The organism is Gordonia sp. NPDC057258, assembly GCF_042668985.1.
In the GTDB taxonomy this organism is placed as follows: Bacteria; Actinomycetota; Actinomycetes; order Mycobacteriales; family Mycobacteriaceae; genus Gordonia; species Gordonia hongkongensis.
The window spans coordinates 21,153-43,188 of the sequence record NZ_JBHUXZ010000005.1 but is presented as its reverse complement, the minus strand read 5'-3'; the positions used below and the strand labels follow the sequence as shown (position 1 = coordinate 43,188).

Genomic DNA, 22,036 nt, shown 5'->3' with positions numbered 1-22,036 from the left:
TCGATCCAGAACAGACAGGACAGATTCACCCATGGGTAGCACCCTCGAACTCCTTCCCGCCGTCGACGTCGCCGACGGGCAGGCGGTCCGCCTGGTCCAGGGCGCGGCCGGCACCGAGACGTCGTATGGTTCGCCGCGCGACGCGGCGCTGGCGTGGCAGCGGGACGGTGCGGAGTGGATCCATCTCGTCGACCTCGACGCCGCGTTCGGCCGTGGCGACAATCGCGAACTGCTGGCCGGCGTGGTCGGTGAACTCGACGTGAAGGTCGAACTGTCCGGCGGCATCCGCGACGACGATTCGCTGGCCGCCGCCCTCGCCACCGGGTGCACGCGCGTGAACCTCGGTACCGCCGCCCTGGAGAACCCGGAGTGGTGTGCCCGCGCGATCGCCGAGCACGGGGACCGCATCGCGGTCGGTCTGGACGTGATCCGCGACGGCAGTTCCTACCGGTTGCGCGGGCGGGGCTGGGTCACCGACGGAGGCGATCTCTGGGAGGTCCTCGAGCGGTTGAATCGCGACGGATGCGCCCGCTACGTGGTCACCGACGTCTCCAAGGACGGCACGCTGCAGGGTCCGAATCTCGATCTCCTCGCCGAGGTCGCCGCGGCCACCGACGCCCCCCTCGTGGCCTCGGGCGGCGTCTCGGCCATCGACGATCTGGTCGCGATCGCCGGCCTCACCGGCCAGGGTGTGGAGGGCGCCATCGTCGGCAAGGCGCTCTATGCGGGCCGATTCACGCTGCCGGAGGCGTTGACCGCGGTCGCCGGGGTCTGATGAGCGCGGCGGACTCCACCCTCGACCTGCCCCGGCTGCTCGACACCGCCGGGTCGATCCTCGACGCCGCCGTCGATCGCTTCGTCGACGGTCAGGGTGCGCCGAGTGCGATCAACAAGGGCGGCACCGACTTCGCCACGCAGGTGGACCTCGACCTCGAGCGCCACATCGGGGCCGAGCTCGCCGACCGGACCCAGATCCCGGTCCACGGCGAGGAATTCGGCGGCGCCGACGTCGTCGACGGTCCGGTGTGGGTGCTCGACCCGATCGACGGCACCTTCAACTACTCCGCGGGGATGCCGCTCACCGGGATCCTCCTCGGTCTGGTGGTCGACGGCGAGGCCACGCTCGGGATGACGTGGCTGCCGCTCGTGGGACGCCGGTACGCCGCACACGCCGACGGTCCGCTGCTGCTGAACGGCGTAGCCGTCCCGCCGGCTCCCGACATGGAACTCGCCGAGGCAGCCATCGCCTTCGGTCCGTTCGATGCCCGCGGCGGTGGCCGCTACCCGGGGGCGCGCCGGGCCCACCTCCTGCGCGAACTCAGCACGCGTGCCGCCCGGATCCGGATGACCGGGTCGACGGGTGTTGACATGGCGTTCACCGCGGCCGGCGTGTTCGGCGGGGCGATCGCCTTCGGCCGGCACCCCTGGGACAACGCGGCGGGTGCGGCGCTGGTCCGGGCCGCCGGCGGTGTGGCGACCGACATCGCCGGCCGTCCGTGGACCGTGGCGTCGCCGTCGCTGGTCGCCGGTACCCCGACCGTGCACGCCGGTCTGATGCGTGTCATCGGCGAGACGATCCCGGAATGGGCGGCAGACGTCATCACCCCAGAATCCACCACCCCGAAGGAGACCCGACGATGACGCTGGCGACCCGGGTCATCCCGTGCCTCGACGTCGACGACGGCCGCGTGGTCAAAGGCGTCAACTTCGCCAACCTGCGCGACGCCGGCGACCCGGTCGAGCTGGCCGAGCGCTACGACCGCGAAGGCGCGGACGAACTGACCTTCCTCGACGTGACCGCGTCGAGCTCGGGGCGCTCGACGATGATCGACGTGGTGAAGCGCACCGCCGATCAGGTGTTCATCCCGCTCACCGTCGGCGGGGGCATCCGGACCGTCGACGACGTCGACACCATGCTGCGCGCCGGGGCCGACAAGGTCAGCGTCAACACCGCGGCCATCGCCCGGCCGGAGGTGCTCGCCGAGATGAGCCGGCGCTTCGGTTCGCAGTGCATCGTGCTGTCCGTCGACGCCCGGACAGTTCCCGAAGGTGCGGAACCCACGCCGTCGGGCTGGGAGGTCACCACCCACGGCGGCCGTAAGGGCACCGGGATCGACGCGGTCGAGTGGGCGGTCCGTGGCCAGGACCTCGGTGTCGGCGAGATCCTGCTCAACTCGATGGACGCCGACGGCACCAAACAGGGCTTCGACCTGCGCATGCTGACTGCCGTACGCGCCGCGGTGTCGGTGCCGGTCATCGCCAGCGGCGGCGCCGGCCGCATCGACGATTTCGCGCCGGCGGTGCAGGCGGGCGCTGACGCCGTTCTCGCGGCCTCGGTCTTCCACTTCGGCGAACTCACCGTGGCCCAGGTGAAGACGGCCATGCGCGACGCCGGGATCACCGTCCGATGACACGCCGCGTCCCCTCCCGCACCGATCCGGAAGGTCGCTGATGGCACTCGATCCCGATCTCGCCGCACGCCTCAAACGCAACGCCGACGGCCTGTTCACCGCGGTGGCGCAGGAACGCAGCACCGGGACGGTGCTGATGGTCGCCTGGATGGACGACGTCGCGCTCGAGCGCACGCTCGCCACCCGGAAGGGGACCTACTACTCGCGGTCACGCCAGGAGTACTGGGTGAAGGGGGAGACGAGCGGGCACACGCAGTATGTGCACGACGCCCGCATCGACTGCGACGGCGACACCGTGCTGCTGATCGTCGACCAGGTGGGCGCGGCCTGCCACACCGGCAACCACAGCTGTTTCGACACCGAGTCGCTGACGTTCGGGATCGACGCGGCGCCGGGTTCCGGGGCCGAATCCGGGTCGGGCTCGACGGACCCAGCAGAATAGACCCGAGACACGAGTCCCGGGTGCGAACTCCGGGACACGCCACAGCTCGAGACCTTCGAAAGGCGGTGCGTCCATGCCCCTCATCCAGATCTCGCAGACGCCGGGACTGTCGGATCGCGTCAAGCGCGAGACGATTGCCGCGGTCACCGAGGCCTATGCCAAGGCAACCGGCAAGAACCCCGACTCGGTCTGGGTGACGATCACGGAGGTTCCGCGTAATCAGTGGGGCGTCGGCGGCGAGCCGCTCGGATGACCGCCACCACCGGCGGGGCCGCCGACACCACGACTCTCGCCGAGTTCCTCGACCTCGCGCGCGATCACCGCGTCGTACCGGTGACGCGTAAGGTCCTCGCCGACTCCGAGACGCCGCTGTCGGCCTATCGCAAACTCGCGGGCGACCGTCCGGGGACCTTCCTGCTGGAGTCCGCCGAGAACGGGCGGTCCTGGTCCCGATGGTCGTTCATCGGCGCGGGCGCACCATCGGCCCTGACCGTCGTCGACGGACAGGCGCACTGGTGGGGGTCGGTGCCCGTCGGCGCACCCGAGGGCGGCGACGCGCTCGAGGTCCTCGCGGAGTCATTGCGCCTCCTGCAGACCGATCCACTCCCCGGGATGCCCCCGTTGACCGGCGGATTCGTCGGCTTCATGGCCTACGACATGGTCCGCCGGCTCGAGCGTCTGCCCGAGACCACGGTCGACGATCTGGGCCTCCCGGACATGATGATGGTGCTGGCCACCGACCTCGCCGCGGTCGACCATCATGAGGGCACGATCACGCTCATCGCCAACGCGGTCAACTGGGACGGCTCCGACGAGCGGGTCGAGGACGCCTACGCCGACGCACTCGACCGGCTGGACCGGATGACCGAAGCGCTCGCCGCACCCGCGCCGTCGACGGTGTCGACCTTCGACCGCCCGCGGCCCGAGTTCGCCGCGCAGCGATCGCTCGCGGAGTACAGCGAGATCGTCACCGATCTCGTCGGCGAGATCGAGGCCGGCGAGGCCTTCCAGGTCGTGCCGTCGATGCGCTTCGAGATGGACTCCGACGCCGACCCGCTCGATGTCTATCGCGTGCTGCGCGCATCCAATCCGAGTCCGTACATGTACCTCCTGCGGATGCCCGGCACCGAGGAGCACAGCGACACCGGCTCGCCCGACGCGATTGCGCGCAAGCCGTTCACCATCGTCGGCAGCAGCCCCGAGGCACTGGTCACCGTGGCCGACGGGGTGGCGACCACGCACCCGATCGCGGGCACCCGCTGGCGCGGCGCGACCGAGGAGGAAGACCAACTGCTCGGCAAGGGCCTGATCGAGGACGAGAAGGAGAACGCCGAGCACCTGATGCTGGTGGACCTCGGGCGCAACGACCTCGGACGTGTCTGCGTACCCGGCACGGTCAAGGTCAGCGACTATCGGCACATCGAGCGCTACAGCCACGTCATGCATCTCGTCTCGACCGTGTCGGGGACCCTCCGCGACGACAAGCATGCCCTCGACGCCGTGACGGCGTGCTTCCCGGCCGGAACCCTGACCGGCGCACCGAAGGTGCGGGCGATGGAACTCATCGACGAACACGAGATGACCCGCCGCGGGCTCTACGGCGGGATCGTCGGCTATCTCGACTTCGCCGGCAACGCCGACACCGCCATCGCCATCCGCACCGCGCTGCTCGCGCGCGGCAAGGCGTTCGTCCAGGCCGGCGGTGGTGTGGTGGCCGACAGCGAGCCCGAGTACGAGTACAACGAGGCGCGTAACAAGGCCACCGCGGTGCTCAACGCGGTCGCGGCCGCCTCGACGATGCGACGGGTGGGTGAGAACTCATGACCTCTGACGAATCCGGAGCCGCGGCAGGTCCTGACGTAGAGGCCATCCGCCGCAAGTCCGTCCGGCGCCGACAGGTCGTCGCGGCACTGCTGATGGCGGCGGCCGCAGCGGCCTTCTGGGGTGCGAGCCGGCTGACCTGGGCCACCGTCTCCGCCGAGGACGGGTTGTCCCCGCAGCGCGCGTTCGAGGTCAACGGCGGGGACTGGAGTCCCTGGCTCACGCCGCTGGCGCTGGTCTACTTGGCGGGCATACTCGCGGCGCTGTCAGTGCGTGGCTGGGCCCTCCGAGTCGTCGCGATCCTGGTCGCCGTCGGCGGGCTCCTGGCCGCTTTCCCGGCGATCTCGCTGATCACCGGGGGCACCGACTCTGCGTACGCCGCCGAGGCGGGCAGCATCCCCGATCGCTACATCGTGCTCTTCGTCGACACCAACCCCCTCGCCGCGGTGGTCGTGCTCGCCGGCACCGTGTGTGCGGTAGGTGCAGCGGTCATGCTGCTGCGCGTCGCGAAGGGGGCCACCCGATCGTCGAAATACACCACTCCGGCCGCTCGCCGCGAGGAGATCGAGACCGAGATCTTCGCCGACTACGAGCGTCGTAAGGCCGCCGAGCAGAACGAGGACTCCGCGGCCGCGGAGCCCGATGCGACCCGATCCGGCTCTGCGAAGCCCGGAACGAGCGGTCGGGCGGACGACCCCGGCCCGGCGGCGGAGCCGACGCCGCCCGGAGCGAACGAGCGGATGATGTGGGACGCGCTCGACACCGGCATCGACCCGACCGACCCGAACGACCCCGACCGTCGCTGAACCGCAAGCCGATGACGGGTCGGCGACGGCGACGCCCGGTCGCAGACTCCGACGATGGACGCATCAGCGCGATGAGGTCACTGATCGGCCAACCCGGACGCAACCGGCCCGAACGGCCCGTCTACCCTGAGAACACACGTCGAGGGAGAAGGGAGCAAGTCGCTGTGAGCGTGCCCAACGTTCTCGAATCGATCATCGAGGGAGTGAAAGCCGACGTCGCGGCACGTGAGGCCGTCGTCGACTTCGCCTCGGTCAAAGCGGCCTCCGCCAAGGCTCCCGCCCCCAAGGATGCGCTGGCCGCCCTGCGTCAGCCCGGAATCGGTGTCATCGCCGAGGTGAAGCGCGCCAGTCCGTCGAAAGGCGAACTCGCCAGCATCGGGGACCCCGCCGAACTCGCCCGCGCGTACGAAGACGGCGGCGCGCGCATCATCAGCGTGCTCACCGAGGAACGCCGGTTCCGCGGCTCGCTCGCCGACCTCGACGCCGTCCGCGCCGCGGTCGACATCCCGGTGCTGCGCAAGGACTTCATCGTCGGCACGTACCAGATCCATGAGGCCCGCGCCCATGGCGCCGACGTCATCCTGTTGATCGTCGCCGCCCTCGAGCAGAACGTGCTCGCCTCACTTCTCGACCGCACCGAGAGCCTGGGCATGACCGCGCTCGTCGAGGTACACACCGAGGAGGAGGCCAGCCGCGCCCTCGAAGCCGGCGCCTCGGTCGTCGGCGTGAACGCACGCAACCTCAAGACCCTGCAGGTGGAGCGGGACACCTTCTCGCGCATCGCACCCGGTCTGCCCACGGAGACCATCCGGATCGCCGAGTCGGGTGTGCGCGGCACCGCCGATCTGCTGGCCTACGCCGGTGCCGGCGCCGATGCGGTACTCGTCGGCGAAGGTCTCGTCACCAGTGGCGACCCGCGTGCCGCGGTCCGTGAGCTCGTCACCGCGGGCACACACCCGTCGTGCCCGAAACCTGTTCGCTGACAAAGTGTCCGGGCCGGCATCGGTCCGTGTGAGCCTGTCGGCCCGATCGTCTGTGAGTTGAAGTGACCGCTCATCCTGATTCCGTCCGCACCGACGCCGCCGAGGCGACTCCGCTGCCCACCGCGAGCGTCGGGCTCACCACTCGTACCTCGATCGAACCCGACGAGCACGGCCACTTCGGTGTCTACGGCGGGCGCCATGTACCCGAGGCCCTGATGGCCGTCATCGACGAGGTGACCACGACTTTCCAGAAGGTCCGCGCCGACGACGATTTCCTTGCCGAGCTGGACCGCCTGCAGCGCGACTACGCCGGCCGCCCGTCGCCGCTGTACGAGGCGAAGCGCTTGTCCGAGCACGCCGGCGGGGCGCGGATCTTCCTCAAGCGCGAGGACCTCAACCACACCGGTTCGCACAAGATCAACAACGTTCTCGGACAGGCACTCCTGGCCCAGCGGATGGGCAAGCACCGCGTCATCGCCGAGACCGGCGCCGGTCAGCACGGGGTCGCCACCGCGACCGCGTGCGCGCTTCTCGGTCTCGAGTGCGTGATCTACATGGGCCGGGTCGACACGGATCGCCAGGCGCTCAACGTCGCCCGCATGCGACTCCTCGGCGCCGAGGTGATCGCCGTCGACAACGGTTCGGCGACGCTGAAAGACGCGATCAACGAGGCCATGCGTGACTGGGTCACCAACGCGCACAACACGTATTACTGCTTCGGTACCGCTGCCGGGCCGCACCCGTTCCCGGTCATGGTCCGCGATCTGCAGCGCGTCGTCGGGCTCGAGGCACGCTTCCAGATCCTGGAGAAGGCCGGACGCCTGCCCGACGCGGTGACCGCCTGTGTCGGAGGCGGTTCGAACGCGATCGGCATCTTCCACCCGTTCATCGACGACGAGGGCGTCCGGCTCGTCGGCTTCGAGGCCGCCGGCGACGGCGTCGAGACCGGCCGCCACGCAGCCACTTTCACCGGTGGGACACCGGGCGCATTCCAGGGCGCGTACTCCTATCTCCTGCAGGACGACGACGGTCAGACCATCGAATCCCATTCGATCTCGGCGGGCCTGGATTATCCGGGGGTCGGACCCGAGCACGCCTATCTCAAGGACACCGGACGGGCGGAGTACCGGCCGATCACCGACACCGAGGCGATGGACGCCCTCGCGTTGCTCAGCCGCCGCGAGGGCATCATCCCCGCGGTCGAGTCGGCCCATGCGGTCGCCGGCGCCCTGAAGCTCGGGCAGGAACTGGGGGAGGGCGCGATCATCGTCGTCAGTCTCTCCGGTCGCGGCGACAAGGACGTGGACACCGCCGCACGCTGGTTCGGGCTGTTCGACGCCCCGCCGTCCCAGGACGAGGCCACCCTGTCGGAATCGTCGGACGTCCAGAAGCCCGGAGAGCAGGCATGAGCCCACAGTCGATCCCGTCGAAGCTCGGCCCCGTGTTCGCCCGCTGCCGGGACGAGGGTCGCAGTGCACTGATCGGTTACCTCCCGGTCGGTTTCCCGACCGTAGACGAGTCGCTGACCTCGTTCCGGACGATGGTCGACGCCGGTTGCGACATCATCGAGGTCGGCGTGCCCTACTCAGACCCGGTGATGGACGGCCCGACGATCCAGGACGCCGCCGACCAGGCACTGGCCAACGGGGTGCGCGTCCGTGACGTGTTCACCGCGGTCGAGGCCATCACTTCCGCCGGCGGCAACGCGGTGGTCATGAGCTACTGGAACCCCGTTCTCAAGTACGGCGTCGAGAACTTCGCCCGCGATCTGGCGGCGGCCGGCGGTGCCGGACTCATCACCCCGAACCTGATCCCCGAAGAGGGCGCGGAGTGGCACGACGCGGCGGACCGGCACGGGCTCGACCGCATCTACCTCGTCGCTCCGTCGTCGACGACCGAGCGGATCGCCCTCACCGTCGATGCGTCCCGGGGTTTCGTCTACGCGGCCTCCACGATGGGTGTCACCGGCGCGCGAGATGCCGTGTCGGACATGGCTCCCGAGCTGTGCGCGCGGGTTCGCGAGTACTCCGACATCCCGATCGGCGTCGGGCTCGGCGTTCGCAACCGTGAGCAGGCGGCCCAGATCGCCTCGTACGCAGATGGAGTCATCGTGGGTTCGGCGCTGGTGACCGCCGCGAACGCGGGCCAGGACCGGTTGGCCTCGCTCGTCTCCGAACTGGCCGAAGGGGTCCGCTCGCGTCGGGCGTCTGTCTGAAGCGGACGCTCTCGTGATCGACGCGGCGGGTCCCGGTCGACAGGTCGAACGTCCCATCCGGTCGGCTAGGGTGACAGCGTGATCGCGCCGACCTCGACGATGCTCGCCTACCTCCCGAGTCCGCCTCAGGGCGTCTGGGAGATCGGACCCTTCCCGCTACGCGCGTATGCGTTGTGCATCATCGTCGGCATCGTCGTCGCGGTCTGGTGGGGCAACCGCCGATGGATGGCCCGCGGTGGCCAGGACGGCGAAGTTCTCGACGTCGCGATCTGGGCGGTCCCGTTCGGCCTCATCGGTGGCCGGCTCTACCATCTCATCACCGATTGGAAGACGTACTTCGGTGCTGATGCGCTGAAGGAACCGATCGACGCACTGAAGATCTGGGACGGCGGACTCGGTATCTGGGGCGCGGTCGCGCTCGGTGCGGTGGGCGCGTGGATCGGCGCTCGTCGGCGCGGCATCCGCCTGCCCGCCTTCGGCGACGCCATCGCGCCGCCGATCCTGTTGGCACAGGCGATCGGTCGCCTCGGCAACTACTTCAACCAGGAGCTCTACGGACGCGAGACCACACTCCCGTGGGGCCTGGAGATCTACGAACGCGAGAACGCCGCCGGGTACTCCGACCCCGGACTGATCGACGGCGTGTCCAACGGCGTCGTGGTCGCGGTGGTCCATCCGACCTTCCTCTACGAGCTGCTGTGGAACGTGCTCATCGTCGTGCTCCTGGTGGTCGTCGACCGGTACTTCCGCATCGGGCACGGCCGGTTGTTCGCGCTCTACGTCGCGGGCTACTGCCTGGGCCGGTTCTTCATCGAGTTGCTGCGCGACGACCGCGCGGCCGTCGCCAACGACATCGCGGGCATCCGACCGAACCTCTTCACCGCGGCGTTGGTGTTCCTCGCCGCCGTCGTCTACTTCGTGGTCGCGCCCAAGGGACGCGAACAGGGACTGGAGATGTATCACGACGACCGTGCCGCGGAGCTCGCGGAGCAGGGTGTCGCCGGGTACGTCGACGACTGGTACGACGAGGACATCGAACCGGACCCGAGTCCGGCGGCCGCCGCCGGGGTGGCGACGGGTGCGGCGGGATCATCCCTGTTCGATTCCGACGACCATGGTCGGAAGGCGGGCACGGCGGGGAAGCCGTCCACCGACGACACCGCCGGCACGAATGACCCGGTTGCGGCCGCACACCCCGTGACCGCGGGCAGCGATGCGGAACCGGGCGCCGAACCGGACACGGACTCGTCCACCGAACCGGAGCCGGGCGCCGAACCGGACACGGACTCGTCCACCGAACCGGAGCCGGTTGCCGACGGTCCGGTCGAGCCGGGCGAGGACACCGTCGAGGCCGGTGGCGAGGAGCCGGTCGACGAGCCGGCCGACGAAGCGATCGACGAGGCCGAGTCGGACACCACCACGCACCCCGAGACTCCGACAGACGAAGCGGTCGACCTCGGGGCCGACGAGGAGACGACCTCGGCGACCGAGGCCGGAACGCCCGCTCAGCCGGAGACGGCGACGTCGCCGGGGGACGAACCGGCTGCCGACGAGACCGTGGACTCCGCAGACTCCGAGGCCGACACGGTCACCGACACCGTCGATCCCGCTGAGGAGTCGGATACCGACATCCCGACGGACATCCCCACCGACACCACACCGGGTGCCGGTGCCGGTTCCGCTGACGCGGACAAGTCCTGACGTTCGGTCCTGCCACGAGCTGATCCGTCGGCAGGGTCACAGGTCGCAGGTGACGACGCCTCCCCGGGTGTTCGGATAGGATCGGATCTCACGGTGCGCGATCCTCCGCCCGGTACCGACCGTTCCAGAGCACGTGAGCGCTCAACGGTTCTGACTCAGCCCGGTACCGATCTCGGCACGGTCATTCGTACGCCGCGCAATGCTCCACGGGCCAGTGCTGTCCCAATGGACACTCAGCAGCGAGCCGGTTCTCGGTTCGAGTGGAGGTAGTGATGCTGTTTTCTGCGCTGCCGGCCAGGCAGGGTCTGTACGACCCGGAGGCCGAGGTCGATTCGTGTGGTGTGGCCATGGTCACCGACATCCACGGTCGCCGTTCGCATTCGATCGTCGCCGACGGGTTGCTGGCGCTGGAGAACCTCGAGCATCGCGGTGCGGCCGGGGCGGAGACCAACAGCGGTGACGGCGCGGGAATCCTGATCCAACTCCCCGACGAGTTGCTGCGCGACACCGTCGACTTCGACCTTCCCGAGCCCGCCGCGGACGGGTCGAACAGCTACGCCGCGGGAACGTGCTTCCTGCCCATGGACCCCGATCTCCGCCGCGCCGCGATCGAACGGGTCGAGGCCCTCGCCGCCGACGAGGGCATCACCGTACTCGGCTGGCGGGACCTCCCCGTCGACCACGAACACGCCGACGTCGGCGGGACGGCCGTCGCATGCATGCCGTACATGATGCAGCTGTTCGTCACCGTCGACCCGGCGCCCGGCGCCGACCGCATCGCCGGGCTCGCACTCGATCGCTTCATCTACCCGTTCCGCAAGCAGGCCGAACGGGTGACACCGGAGATCGACGAAGCCGGCACCGGGCTGTACTTCCCATCGCTGTCGAGTCGAACGATGGTCTACAAGGGCATGCTCACCACGATGCAGCTCCCGCTGTACTACGAGGATCTGCGAGATGACCGCTGCCTCAGCGCGATCGCCATCGTCCACTCCCGGTTCTCCACCAACACCTTCCCGTCGTGGCCGCTCGCGCACCCCTTCCGGTTCGTGGCGCACAACGGCGAGATCAACACCGTGCGCGGCAACCGGAACCGGATGCGTGCCCGCGAGGCGCTCCTCGAGACCGACCTCATCCCCGGCGATCTCAAGCGCGCGTTCCCGATCTGCACGCCCGAGGCCTCCGACTCGGCGTCGCTCGACGAGGTCCTCGAACTCCTGCACCTCGGCGGTCGGGACGTCCACCACGCGGTGATGATGATGGTGCCCGAGGCGTGGGAGAACGTGCCCGACATGGATCCCCGTCGTCGGGCGTTCCTGCAGTTCAACTCCTCGCTCATGGAGGCCTGGGACGGTCCCGCGTGCGTCACGTTCACCGACGGCACGGTCGTCGGCGCGGTCCTCGACCGCAACGGACTGCGCCCGGGCCGGTGGTGGCAGACACGCGACGGCCGGGTCATCCTCGCCTCCGAGTCCGGTGTGCTCGACGTCCCGGTCGACGACGTGATCAGCAAGGGCCGGCTCGAACCCGGCCGCATGTTCCTCGTCGACACCGAGCAGGGCCGGATCATCCCGGACGAGGAACTCAAGGGCGAGCTCATGAACGCCGAGGCGTACGACGAGTGGCTCCACGCCGGGTTGCTCGACATCGCCACGCTCCCGGACCGGCCGGTCTTCCAGCCCAACCACGACACCGTCGTCCGCCGCCAGATCTCCTTCGGTTACACCGAGGAGGATCTGCGCGTACTCCTGACCCCGATGGCGGCGTCGGGCTACGAACCGCTCGGATCGATGGGCACGGACACCCCGGTCGCGGTGCTGTCGCAGCGTTCACGTCTGCTCTACGACTACTTCGTCGAGCTGTTCGCCCAGGTCACCAATCCGCCGCTGGATGCGATCCGCGAGGAGATCGTCACGTCGATGAGTCGCGTGATGGGGCCGGAACAGAACCTGCTGCGGCCGACCGCGGCGTCGTGCCGCCAGATCATGGTGCACTGGCCGGTGCTGGACAATGCCGAGCTGGCCAAACTCGTCCACATCAACGACGACGGGGACAATCCCGGTCTGTCGGCGAAGGTGTTGCGCGCGCTGTACGAGGTGTCCGAGGGCGGTGCGGGTCTCGCCGCGGCGCTCGAGGACCTCCGGATGCGCGCCAGTCAGGCGATCGCCGAGGGGCACACGACGCTCGTGATCTCCGACCGGCTCACCGACGCCGAGCACGCGCCCATCCCGTCGCTGCTGGCCACCTCGGCGGTGCACCACCACCTGGTCCGCACCAAGGAGCGGACGCGGGTCGCCCTCGTCGTGGAGTCCGGCGATGCCCGCGAGGTCCACCACATCGCCACTCTCATCGGTTTCGGGGCCGCCGCGGTCAATCCCTACCTGGCGCTCGAGACCATCGAAGATCTGATCGCCGAAGGTGAGCTGACCGGGGTGACCCGGGCCAAGGCGATCGGCAACTATCTGGAGGCCCTCGGCAAGGGTGTGCTGAAGGTGATGAGCAAGATGGGCATCTCGACCATCAGCTCCTACACCGCGGCACAGGCTTTCGAGGCCGTGGGATTGTCGTCGGAGGTGGTGCGCGAGTACTTCACCCGGACGGTGTCGCGGATCGAGGGCGTCGGACTCGACGAATTGGCCGAGGAGGTGCGCATCCGCCACCACCGGGCCTTCCCGGAGAACCCCACCGAACAGGTCTACCGTCGACTCGAGGTCGGCGGCGAGTACCAGTACCGCCGTGAGGGCGAATTGCACCTGTTCTCGCCCGAGACCATCTTCCTGCTGCAGCACGCCACCAAGACCGGCCGGGCCGAGATCTTCCAGAAGTACTCCGACGAGGTCGACCGGCTCTCGCGTGAGGGCGGCACCCTGCGCGGTTTGTTCGACTTCGATCTCGGTGCGCGCGAACCGATCCCGCTCGACGAGGTGGAGCCGGTCGAGGAGATCATGAAGCGCTTCAACACCGGCGCGATGAGCTACGGCTCGATCTCCGCGGAGGCCCACGAGACCATCGCGATGGCCATGAACCGGATCGGTGGTCGCTCGAACTCCGGTGAGGGCGGTGAGGACGTCGAGCGTCTCTACGATCCGGAACGCCGCAGCGCGGTCAAGCAGGTCGCGTCGGGCCGGTTCGGGGTGACCAGCGACTACCTCATCAACGCCACCGACATCCAGATCAAGATGGCGCAGGGTGCCAAACCCGGTGAGGGCGGCCAACTCCCGGCCTACAAGGTGTATCCGTGGATCGCGAAGACCCGGCATTCGACGCCGGGTGTCGCGCTGATATCGCCGCCACCGCACCACGACATCTACTCGATCGAGGACCTCGCCCAGCTGATCCACGACCTGAAGAACGCGAACTCGCAGGCACGCATCCACGTGAAGCTGGTCAGTGCGGTGGGCGTGGGGACGGTCGCGACCGGGGTGTCGAAGGCGCACGCCGACGTCGTCCTCATCTCCGGGCACGACGGCGGCACCGGCGCGTCACCGCTGACCTCGCTCAAACACGCCGGCACGCCGTGGGAGATCGGCCTCGCCGACGCCCAGCAGACGTTGATGCTGAACGGCCTGCGCGACCGCATCACGGTGCAGTGCGACGGGGCGCTGCGCACCGGGCGCGATGTCATCACCGCGGCATTGCTCGGCGCCGAGGAATACGGGTTCTCCACCGCGCCGCTGATCGTCGCCGGGTGCATCATGATGCGCGTCTGCCACCTCGACACGTGCCCGGTCGGCGTCGCCACCCAGAACCCGCTGCTGCGGTCCCGCTTCACCGGTCAGGTCGACCACCTGGTCAACTTCTTTCGCTTCATCGCCGAGGACGTCCGGAAGTATCTGGCGCAGTTGGGTTATCGCACGCTCGACGACGCCATCGGGCAGTCGCAGCGGCTGCACACCGACGCCGCGGTCGCGCACTGGAAGTCCAAGGGGCTCGACCTCAGCCCGATCTTCCGCAAGGTCGAGGACAAGGGGCCGAGTCGTCGGGTGCGGGGCCAGGAACACGGCCTCGAGCGCGCGCTGGACCAGACGCTGATCCAGCTCGCCGAGGGTGCACTCGAGGACGCACACCCGGTGACCCTGGATTTGCCGGTGCGCAACGTGAACCGGACGGTCGGCACCCTGCTCGGCTCGGAGGTGACCCGGCGGTACGGAGCCGACGGCCTCGCCGACGACACGATCACGGTCAGGCTCGAGGGCTCGGCCGGGCAGTCGCTCGGGGCCTTCCTGCCGCCGGGAGTGACGATCCGGTTGACCGGCGACACCAACGACTACGTCGGAAAGGGATTGTGCGGCGGCAAGATCGTCGTCACGCCGAATCCCGACTCGCTGTTCGTCGCCGAGGACCAGGTGATCGCCGGCAACACGATCCTCTACGGGGCGACCTCCGGCGAGGTGTACCTCAGAGGCCGAGTGGGAGAACGCTTCTCGGTACGCAACTCGGGTGCGACGGCGGTCGTCGAAGGAGTGGGCGACCACGCCTGCGAGTACATGACCGGTGGCCGGGTGGTCGTCCTCGGACCAACGGGACGCAATCTCGCGGCCGGCATGTCGGGTGGTATCGCGTTCGTCCACGACCTCGATCCCGCGAAGGTCAACATGGCCATGGTCGAACTCCTGCGTCCCGACCCGGAGGACCTCGCCTGGCTCAAGCACACCATCGCCACGCACACGGAACTGACCGGTTCTGCGATCGGCGCGTCGATACTGGCCGACTGGCCTCGACGCTGCCTGGCGTTCACCAAGGTGATGCCCACCGATTACAAGCGTGTCCTCGACGCGGCCCGGATGGCCGAAGCCGAAGGGCGCGACGTCGATTCAGCGATCATGGAGGCGGCACGTGGCTGACCCGCGCGGGTTCCTGGAGGTCCCGAAAAAAGAGGCGAAGTACCGTCCGGTCGCCGAACGCGTCCAGGACTGGGACGACGTCTACGAGCACGCCGACAATCCGATCAAGGTCCTCGACGAGGTCAGCGGACAGGCCCGCCGGTGTATGGACTGTGGTATCCCGTTCTGTCATTCGGGAACCGCGGGTTGCCCTCTGGGCAATCTCATCCCGGAGTGGAACGACCTCGTCCGGCGCGGCCGGTGGGATGCCGCGAGCAGCAGGCTGCACGCGACCAACAACTTCCCGGAGTTCACCGGGATGGTGTGCCCGGCGCCGTGCGAGTCGGCCTGCGTGCTGTCGATCTCCGAACCGGCCACCGGCGGCAGCGTGACGATCAAGCGCATCGAGAAGACCATCGCCTACGAGTCGTGGGCCGAAGGCATCATCGGGCCCGAGCCGCCCGAGTCCACGACCGGCAAGTCGGTCGGGGTCGTCGGCTCCGGACCCGCGGGACTGGCTGCGGCACAACAGCTCACCCGGGCTGGTCACGACGTCACCGTCTACGAGCGCGACGACCGTCTCGGCGGTTTGCTCCGCTACGGCATCCCGGAGTACAAGCTACAGAAGTCCGACATCGACCGACGTATCGCCCAGATGCGGGCGGAGGGAACGACCTTCGTCACCAACTGCGACGTGGGGGCCGACCTGTCCGTGGCCGATCTACGCGCGAACCACGACGCGGTGGTCCTGGCCATCGGTGCGATGGAGGCACGCGACAACCCGGTGCCGGGGCGGGAGCTGAACGGCATCCACCTCGCCATGGAGCATCTCGTGCCCGCCAACAAGGAGTGCGAGGGCGACGGGCCGTCACCCATCACCGCCGCGGGCAAGCACGTCGTGATCATCGGCGGTGGTGACACGGGAGCCGACTGCCTGGGTACGGCGCACCGTCAGGGCGCGGCCTCGGTCGTGCAACTCGACTACAACCCGGAACTGCCCGGGCAGCGCGACGACGAACGGTCGCCGTGGCCGACGTGGCCGTTGATCATGCGGACCTCGAGCGCACACGACGAGGGCGGCGAACGGCTGCACCAGGTTGCGGTTCAGCGATTCGAGGGTGACGAGGACGGCAACGTCACGACGATGGTGCTCGCCGAGGTGGAGGTGACGCGCGATGCCGACGGGCGCCGCGAGATCACGCCGGTGAGTGAGGAATTCGAGATCCCCTGCGAGCTGGCCCTGTTCGCGATCGGGTTCGCCGGGGTACGGGGTGGGGCGCTGCTCGCCGATCTCGAGATCGAGCCGAACCGGCGCGGCGTCATCTCCTGCGGGAGCGACTGGCAGACCGACGCCCCGGGCGTGTTCGTCTGCGGTGACGCCCACCGCGGCGCGTCGCTGGTGGTGTGGGCGATCGCGGAAGGTCGCTCGACCGCGCGTGCGGTCGACGAGTTCCTGGTCGGCGAGTCCGACCTCCCGTCTCCGGTCCGTCCGGCGTCCCTGCCCTTGTCGGTGCGCTGAGCAGGCCCTTGTCGCCACCCGGCGGGCTCGGTCGAACACACGCGGCCGCAACAAGTTAAGTAAATTTCATACTCGGCGGTAGTGGCTCGCCACCAGCGGTAACAGCCGGTGGCGGGCCGGTGACATGTCGTCGGCGACATGGAGATGGACCATGGACGGGACTAAGGTGTTCTTGTGACACGCCGAACCAAAATCGTCTGCACCCTGGGCCCCGCCACCGCGAGCGACGAGCGACTGAAAGAGCTCGTCGAAAGCGGCATGGACGTGGCCCGGATGAACTTCAGCCACGGCACGCATGAGGACCATGCGGCCGTCTATGCGCGCGTCCGCAAGGCCTCGGACACCACGGAGAAAGCTGTCGGCGTCCTCGCCGACCTACAGGGCCCCAAGATCCGGCTCGGCCGTTTCGACGGTTGTGACGGTTCGACCGTCTGGGAGACCGGTGAGCAGGTGCGCATCACCGTCGACGACGTGGTGGGCGACCACGATCGCGTCTCGACCACCTACAAGCAGCTCGCCGAGGACGCGAGCCCCGGCGACCGCCTGCTCGTCGACGACGGCAAGGTCGGCCTCGCCGTGTCCGCGGTCGAGGGCAACGACGTCGTGTGCACCGTGACCGAGGGCGGCCCGGTCAGCAACAACAAGGGCCTGTCGCTGCCGGGGATGAGTGTCTCGGTGCCGGCGATGTCGGAGAAGGACATCGCCGACCTCGAATTCGCCCTCGAACTGGGCGTGGACATGGTCGCGCTGTCCTTCGTGCGCAACCCGTCCGACATCGAACTGGTCCACGAGGTGATGGACCGCGTCGGCCGCCGGGTTCCGGTCATCGCGAAGCTCGAGAAGCCAGAGGCGATCGAGAACCTCGAGGCCATCGTGCTGGCCTTCGACGCGATCATGGTCGCCCGTGGCGACCTGGGCGTCGAACTGCCGCTCGAAGAGGTCCCGCTCGTCCAGAAGCGGGCCATCCAGATGGCCCGCGAGAACGCGAAGCCGGTGATCGTGGCGACGCAGATGCTCGACTCGATGATCGAGAACTCGCGGCCGACCCGGGCCGAGGCCTCCGACGTGGCGAACGCGGTGCTCGACGGCGCCGACGCGGTCATGCTCTCCGGCGAGACGTCGGTGGGCAAGTACCCGCTCGAGACGGTGCGGACCATGGACCGGATCTGCCGGGCGGTCGAGACCGGCCCCCGCGACGTGCCGCCGCTGTCCCACGTGCCCCGTACCAAGCGCGGTGTCATCTCCTACGCGGCGCGCGACATCGGCGAGCGCCTCGAGGTGAAGGCGCTGGTCGCGTTCACCCAGTCCGGGGACACCGTGCGTCGACTGGCCCGTCTGCACTCGCGCCTCCCGTTGCTGGCGTTCACGCCTACCCAGGCTGTCCGCAGCCAGCTCGCGCTGAGCTGGGGAACCGAGACGTTCATCGTCGACCACGTCGACACGACCGACCACATGATCGACCAGGTCGACCATCAGCTGCTGCGTATCGGGCGGCTCAGCGAGGGTGACGTCGTGGTGATCGTGGCCGGGGCCCCGCCCGGGACGGTGGGTTCGACCAACCTGATCCACGTGCACCGGATCGGCGAGCAGGACCACTGACCGCGTCCGCTCCTGCTCGGGCCGGTGCGCGACGCAGCCGCGTCCGGGTTCTAGGGTGTGAGGCATGACCGTGGACCAGGCCGGGGATCTCGGCAAGCTACTCGCGTTGCTCGACGTCGAACGTCAGGGTGACGACCTGTTCATCGGGCACCATCCCGAGCAGGTCACCGCCCGGACGTTCGGCGGTCAGCTGCTCGGCCAGGGGGTCGTCGCGGCGGCCCGGAGCCTGAGTCGGGGCAACCCGCCGATCCACGCGCTGCACGCGCACTTCATCCGTGGTGGCGATGTCACCAAACCGTTGGAGTACCACGTCGACCGGTTCCGCGACGGCAGGTCGTTCGCCAATCGTCAGGTGACGGCCAAGCAGGACGGCGAAGAGATCTTCACGATGCTGGTCGCGTTCCAGGACAACACTTCTGGGCTCGAGCACGCAGTGGAGATCCCCCAGGTGCCCTATCCGGAGGAACTGCCCACTCTCGGTGAGCATTTCAAGGGTTACGAGGACCGTATCGCGGCCTTCGTGAATGCGTTGCACCCCATCGACATCCGTTTCGCGAACGATCCGAGCTGGAAGGCGAAGGAGGCGGGGGAGAAGCTGACCGACAACCGGGTGTGGATGAAGGCCGACGGCACGATGCCCGACGACCCCGTGATGCACGTCGCCGCAATGTGTTACGCCTCCGACACCACGGTGCTGGACTCGATCATCACCACCCACGGCCTCTCTTGGGGCATGGACCGGTTGTTCGCCGCGACTGTCAATCACTCGATGTGGTTCCACCGCGAGTTCCGGTTCGACGACTGGCTGCTGTACGCCACCCGGTCGCCGGTCGCCACCGGGTCACGCGGGATGGGATCGGGCCGGTTCTGGATGCGCGACGGCACTCTCGCGACGTCGGTCGTGCAAGAAGCGCTCATCAAGTACTTCCCGCCCAAGAAGTGACCGCACGGGTCTGCAGGGGGAGCTCATGGATCGCGGCACGGGCGGGTCGATGACCCCGGGGTACGGCCCCGCACCCGAGATGTGGCTGGACCCCGGCCCGCCGCTGCCGCGCCGGACATGGCAGCGGCGCACGCGGGTCCCGGTCATCGTCGCGTCCGCAGTCGCGTTGATCGTCTTCGCGGTCATCGTGGGTGTCGCGGTCGTCGCCGGCCTGCTGACCACCCCGACGTTCACCGCCAAGGGCGGGGTCGTTGCGGATTGTCTGACCGAGAACGCCGCGCTCCCAGACGGCGGCACGTTGGCCCGCGGCGCACCGGTCGTTCTCTACGACGCGGCCGGCGGCGAGGTGGCGACCACCACGCTGTCGGTGTTCCTCCGCGGCGACGACGGGTGCCAACTCACCTTCGAGGTGAGCGGCGTGGAGTACACCGACGCGGGCTATCTCGTCAGCGTCGGCGATGCCGACGGTCGCTTCTCGGAGTCGGTCTCGACCGCGGCGCTCCAGCAGGGTGCGGTGCTGCGCCCGCTGGGCTGACGTCACCAGAACCGCTCGGCAAAACCGACATTCCGCGCTCCCGGCGACCGGTCGGCGCTCCGTCGACGCGGTTGCCCGGACACCGGGTGAACGCCGGGTTAAACTGCGCCGGATCATCGTTGAGGCCCGGACCCGTGGTGGCGGGGCCATCGCTGCGATCGACCGGGGTTTGTCGACCGTGATGCCCGCCGCCGGGCCATCCGACGCGAGGAGTGTGCGTGGAGTACAGCATCGACTGGGGCAACGAGGTGTGGGCCAGTCTGAAGTGGTTGGCCATCGCGTTCGCGATCTCGGCCGTGGCCATCTTGGTGATCGGGTACCTGCTGTCGCGATTCAGCCGGTGGGGCGGCCCGCTGTGGCGGGTGATCGGGGGGTTCTTCACCGACCCGAGAACCCGGGTCTGGGCGTGGGCGCTGGTCGTCGTCCTCACCCTGCTGTCGTTGCTCGGTGTGCGGCTGAGCGTCCTGTTCAGCTACTGGAGCAACGACCTGTACACGTCCCTGCAAACCGCGGCCGAGGGCATCGCGACGGGCGGGCCACAGGGAGCGGAGATGCTCCAGATCGGCAAAGACGCGTTCTGGCATTCGATCACGATCTTCGGCATCCTCGCCGCCACTCACGTCGTCCGCACCATGGTCGAGATCTATGTCGGTGCGGCTTTCGAGATCCGGCTCCGCTACTGGCTGACCGAAGGGGCGACGGGCGACTGGATGTCCGGCCGTGCCTTCTACCGCAACCGATTCGTCGACCTCAGCGCTGGACTGTTGCGGCGCAGACGATTCGGGCGCGCTAAGTCGGATCCGCAGCGACGGGCCGTCGACATCCACCCCGGCGTCGACAACCCGGACCAGCGTATCGAGGCCGACATCACCAACATCGCCACCGTCGGCTCGTCGTTGTTCTGGGGCGGCGGTGGGGTCTCGACGAACGGTGTGCTCCCGGCGTGTGCGTCCATCGTGTCGTTCTCGGTCGTGCTCTGGGACCTGTCCGGGCCGGTCACGCTGTTCGGGGTCGAGATCCCGCGCATGATGATGTGGCTGGTCCTGGTCTACGTTCTCGTCGCCAGCGTGGTCGCGTTCGCCATCGGACGCCCGCTGATCCGACTGAACTTCTGGCGCGAACGCCTCACCGCGAACTTCCGCTACGCACTCGTCCGCGTCCGTGACAGCGCGGAGAACGTCGCCTTCTACAGCGGCGAGCGCGTCGAACACAACAACCTCATGACCAGATTCCGTGCGGTCGTGAAGAACTTCTGGCAGATCATCCATGTGCAGCTGGCGTTCGTCGGATGGAACTTCAGCGCGTCGCAGCTCGCGGTGGTGTTCCCACTTCTCGTGCAGGCACCGCGGTTCTTCGACGGTCAGATCAAGCTCGGTGACATGACGCAGACCGCCAGCGCCTTCGGCGAGATGCACGACGCACTCTCGTTCTTCCGGAACGCCTACGACGATTTCACCGCTCTGCGCGCGTCGATCATCCGTCTCGACGGTCTCGCCGACGCCGATGCGCGCTCGCGGACCATGGCCGAGGTCACGACTGTGGATCGCGAACGCGCCGTTGCTCTGTCGGACGTCGACGTGAAGACCCCGAGCGGTGACGAACTCATCAGCGCGCTCAACCTCTCCCTCGCACCCGGGGCCGCTCTCGTCGTCAAAGGGCGGTCGGGCTCGGGCAAGACGACACTGCTCCGCGGCCTCGCCGGACTGTGGCCCTTCATCGACGGCGAGTTCACCCGGCCGCCGGGGGAGCACACGCTGTTCCTGTCGCAGATGCCCTACATCCCGCTGGGGGATCTGCGCACGGCGGTCGCCTACCCGGCACTGCCCGACGACGTCGGTGACGAGGCCATCAAGGCGGCGCTCGAGAAGGTCTTCCTCCCGCATCTGGCAGACCGGCTCCACGACGAGGAGGACTGGGTCAAGGTGCTCTCCCCGGGCGAGCAGCAGCGCATCGCCTTCGCGCGCATCCTGCTGACCCGGCCGCAGGCCGTGTTCATGGACGAGGCGACCTCGGCCGTGGACGAGGGGCTGGAGTACTCGCTGTACTCGCTCATCCGCACGGAGCTGCCGGAGACGATCCTGGTGTCGGTGAGTCACCGCAGCACCACCGACCAGCATCACACCGATCTGCTCGAGCTGACCGGTGGCGGCGCCTGGAATCTCGAGTCGCTGACCGAGCGTCCTTCGCTCGACAAACGGTCCTGATCTGGGGTTTTTGTCAACAGTTCACCATTCACCG

At 68.6% G+C, this 22,036-nt stretch carries 17 protein-coding genes; all 17 read left to right on the top strand.

Annotated features, from left to right (window positions below):
• Nucleotides 1-31 precede the first annotated feature (31 nt).
• The 17 genes from priA (at nt 32) to ACFUEJ_RS05515 (ending at nt 22,002) form a co-directional block, all read left to right on the top strand.
• On the top strand, nt 32-775 hold the full coding sequence (priA, locus tag ACFUEJ_RS05595; RefSeq protein WP_058251759.1) for a bifunctional 1-(5-phosphoribosyl)-5-((5-phosphoribosylamino)methylideneamino)imidazole-4-carboxamide isomerase/phosphoribosylanthranilate isomerase PriA: 744 nt from the start codon (nt 32-34) through the stop codon (nt 773-775).
• On the top strand, nt 775-1,641 hold the full coding sequence (locus ACFUEJ_RS05590) for an inositol monophosphatase family protein (protein ID WP_388028007.1): 867 nt from the start codon (nt 775-777) through the stop codon (nt 1,639-1,641). Before priA ends, ACFUEJ_RS05590 begins: the two co-directional genes overlap by 1 nt.
• Nucleotides 1,638-2,411 (top strand): imidazole glycerol phosphate synthase subunit HisF, encoded by a 774-nt coding sequence (gene hisF / locus ACFUEJ_RS05585; protein WP_058251761.1) that lies wholly within the window; start codon nt 1,638-1,640, stop codon nt 2,409-2,411. The genes ACFUEJ_RS05590 and hisF overlap by 4 nt, the downstream gene beginning before the upstream one ends.
• 40 nt (nt 2,412-2,451) lie before the next feature.
• The gene (gene hisI, locus ACFUEJ_RS05580; RefSeq protein ID WP_058251762.1) at nt 2,452-2,853 is read left to right on the top strand and encodes a phosphoribosyl-AMP cyclohydrolase; all 402 of its coding nucleotides are present in this window, start codon (nt 2,452-2,454) and stop codon (nt 2,851-2,853) included.
• Between the two features lie 73 nt (nt 2,854-2,926).
• The gene (locus ACFUEJ_RS05575; RefSeq protein ID WP_004021167.1) at nt 2,927-3,106 is read left to right on the top strand and encodes a tautomerase family protein; all 180 of its coding nucleotides are present in this window, start codon (nt 2,927-2,929) and stop codon (nt 3,104-3,106) included.
• Nucleotides 3,103-4,677, top strand: coding sequence for an anthranilate synthase component I (locus ACFUEJ_RS05570; RefSeq protein WP_137808506.1), 1,575 nt, complete (start codon nt 3,103-3,105; stop codon nt 4,675-4,677). The genes ACFUEJ_RS05575 and ACFUEJ_RS05570 overlap by 4 nt, the downstream gene beginning before the upstream one ends.
• A complete protein-coding gene (locus tag ACFUEJ_RS05565) occupies nt 4,674-5,480 on the top strand; it encodes a TIGR02234 family membrane protein (protein WP_205332997.1) in 807 nt (268 codons plus the stop codon). The genes ACFUEJ_RS05570 and ACFUEJ_RS05565 overlap by 4 nt, the downstream gene beginning before the upstream one ends.
• 164 nt (nt 5,481-5,644) lie before the next feature.
• The gene (trpC, locus tag ACFUEJ_RS05560) at nt 5,645-6,463 is read left to right on the top strand and encodes an indole-3-glycerol phosphate synthase TrpC (protein WP_065632347.1); all 819 of its coding nucleotides are present in this window, start codon (nt 5,645-5,647) and stop codon (nt 6,461-6,463) included.
• 62 nt (nt 6,464-6,525) lie between these two features.
• On the top strand, nt 6,526-7,872 hold the full coding sequence (trpB, locus tag ACFUEJ_RS05555) for a tryptophan synthase subunit beta (protein ID WP_388028000.1): 1,347 nt from the start codon (nt 6,526-6,528) through the stop codon (nt 7,870-7,872).
• Nucleotides 7,869-8,678 (top strand): tryptophan synthase subunit alpha, encoded by an 810-nt coding sequence (gene trpA, locus ACFUEJ_RS05550; protein WP_388027998.1) that lies wholly within the window; start codon nt 7,869-7,871, stop codon nt 8,676-8,678. Before trpB ends, trpA begins: the two co-directional genes overlap by 4 nt.
• 78 nt (nt 8,679-8,756) lie before the next feature.
• Nucleotides 8,757-10,379: a prolipoprotein diacylglyceryl transferase gene (gene lgt / locus ACFUEJ_RS05545; protein WP_388027995.1), complete on the top strand. Its 1,623-nt coding sequence runs from the start codon at nt 8,757-8,759 to the stop codon at nt 10,377-10,379.
• 272 nt (nt 10,380-10,651) lie between these two features.
• A complete protein-coding gene (gltB, locus tag ACFUEJ_RS05540; RefSeq protein WP_388027992.1) occupies nt 10,652-15,223 on the top strand; it encodes a glutamate synthase large subunit in 4,572 nt (1,523 codons plus the stop codon).
• On the top strand, nt 15,216-16,721 hold the full coding sequence (locus ACFUEJ_RS05535; RefSeq protein WP_137808510.1) for a glutamate synthase subunit beta: 1,506 nt from the start codon (nt 15,216-15,218) through the stop codon (nt 16,719-16,721). Before gltB ends, ACFUEJ_RS05535 begins: the two co-directional genes overlap by 8 nt.
• A gap of 174 nt (nt 16,722-16,895) precedes the next feature.
• Nucleotides 16,896-18,320 carry a pyruvate kinase gene (gene pyk, locus ACFUEJ_RS05530; protein WP_388027987.1) on the top strand — a complete coding sequence of 475 codons (1,425 nt, stop codon included), beginning with the start codon at nt 16,896-16,898 and terminating at the stop codon, nt 18,318-18,320.
• 64 nt (nt 18,321-18,384) lie between these two features.
• The gene (locus ACFUEJ_RS05525) at nt 18,385-19,263 is read left to right on the top strand and encodes an acyl-CoA thioesterase II (protein WP_065632354.1); all 879 of its coding nucleotides are present in this window, start codon (nt 18,385-18,387) and stop codon (nt 19,261-19,263) included.
• Nucleotides 19,264-19,288: 25 nt separating this feature from the next.
• Nucleotides 19,289-19,798 carry a hypothetical protein gene (locus ACFUEJ_RS05520; RefSeq protein WP_247449477.1) on the top strand — a complete coding sequence of 170 codons (510 nt, stop codon included), beginning with the start codon at nt 19,289-19,291 and terminating at the stop codon, nt 19,796-19,798.
• Between the two features lie 218 nt (nt 19,799-20,016).
• Nucleotides 20,017-22,002, top strand: coding sequence for an ABC transporter ATP-binding protein/permease (locus tag ACFUEJ_RS05515; protein ID WP_165629929.1), 1,986 nt, complete (start codon nt 20,017-20,019; stop codon nt 22,000-22,002).
• Nucleotides 22,003-22,036: the final 34 nt, after the last annotated feature.

Bases quoted from the DNA above. Each gene is read 5' to 3' on its own strand.
- trpA (WP_388027998.1), top strand. From the start codon at position 7,869: ATGAGCCCACAGTCGATCCCGTCGAAGCTCGGCCCCGTGTTCGCCCGC.
- hisF (WP_058251761.1), top strand. From the start codon at position 1,638: ATGACGCTGGCGACCCGGGTCATCCCGTGCCTCGACGTCGACGACGGC.
- ACFUEJ_RS05520 (WP_247449477.1), top strand. From the start codon at position 19,289: ATGGATCGCGGCACGGGCGGGTCGATGACCCCGGGGTACGGCCCCGCA.
- priA (WP_058251759.1), top strand. From the start codon at position 32: ATGGGTAGCACCCTCGAACTCCTTCCCGCCGTCGACGTCGCCGACGGG.
- hisI (WP_058251762.1), top strand. From the start codon at position 2,452: ATGGCACTCGATCCCGATCTCGCCGCACGCCTCAAACGCAACGCCGAC.
- ACFUEJ_RS05590 (WP_388028007.1), top strand. From the start codon at position 775: ATGAGCGCGGCGGACTCCACCCTCGACCTGCCCCGGCTGCTCGACACC.
- ACFUEJ_RS05570 (WP_137808506.1), top strand. From the start codon at position 3,103: ATGACCGCCACCACCGGCGGGGCCGCCGACACCACGACTCTCGCCGAG.
- ACFUEJ_RS05525 (WP_065632354.1), top strand. From the start codon at position 18,385: ATGACCGTGGACCAGGCCGGGGATCTCGGCAAGCTACTCGCGTTGCTC.
- ACFUEJ_RS05565 (WP_205332997.1), top strand. From the start codon at position 4,674: ATGACCTCTGACGAATCCGGAGCCGCGGCAGGTCCTGACGTAGAGGCC.
- gltB (WP_388027992.1), top strand. From the start codon at position 10,652: ATGCTGTTTTCTGCGCTGCCGGCCAGGCAGGGTCTGTACGACCCGGAG.
- ACFUEJ_RS05575 (WP_004021167.1), top strand. From the start codon at position 2,927: ATGCCCCTCATCCAGATCTCGCAGACGCCGGGACTGTCGGATCGCGTC.